This window comes from Limnospira sp. PMC 289.06, from assembly GCF_032350395.1.
Lineage (GTDB): Bacteria > Cyanobacteriota > Cyanobacteriia > Cyanobacteriales > Microcoleaceae > Limnospira > Limnospira platensis.
In genome coordinates this window covers 1-706 of the sequence record NZ_JARPLC010000410.1, presented here as the reverse complement: position 1 = coordinate 706, position 706 = coordinate 1, and the positions used below count along the sequence as shown (strand labels likewise).

Here is a 706-nt window from a genome sequence, read left to right as displayed (position 1 = left end):
GATTGGTGGCGTGGGTAAATCCCCCACTGCCATCGTTGAGATACACTCGGCTGATGGGTTGAAATCTACTATTGCGGCCGGTGAGCAGGATGTCGATATCGCCGTCGCCATTGAAGTCTGCTGTGGCTACCGAACTAAAGTAAACACCGGTCAGGGAGATATTGGTATTGAGGCTGAAGTCTAAGATGTTAGTCAGTTCATCTACGGTGATGCTGTCACCAATTATTGTCCCTAGGTTATCTCCTGTGTGGTCGGTGCTGTCTTCGTCAATTGCTGTTAGGGTAAACTCCGTTTGACTGAGAATTGGTGCTTGTTTGACCGGGTTGATGGTGATGGTGGCGGTGGCCGTATCGCCACTATAAGCCGTGGTGCCGCCATTGGTGCTAACGTCGGCCGTAGTCCCCACTGACAGTCCATCTGATTGGTCCCAGGCGCGGAAGTTGTAAGTGGCTTCTCCTCTGTAGTCGGGGTTGGGGACAAACCGGACTTGGCTGCTGCCGTCCAGGAGTAGGGCGTTGGTTTCGCTAACTGTTGGGAAGTTTACCCAAGTCGTGTCGCCGTCCGTGCTGTATTGCCAGGTGCCGTTGCTGCTGTCAGCTTCATAGATGGCTTTGGCGGGTGAGGCAAATACAGTGTCATTGGTGTATACTTGGCTGATGGGGTTATTGCTACTATCGCGGCCGGTGAGCAGGATGTCGATATCGCC

The 706-nt window shown here is 53.3% G+C and carries 1 protein-coding gene; it reads right to left on the bottom strand.

The window, feature by feature from the left end:
• Window positions 1-706 (bottom strand): VCBS repeat-containing protein (locus P5674_RS25500; protein ID WP_315670453.1); only part of this gene is annotated, 706 nt, incomplete at both ends.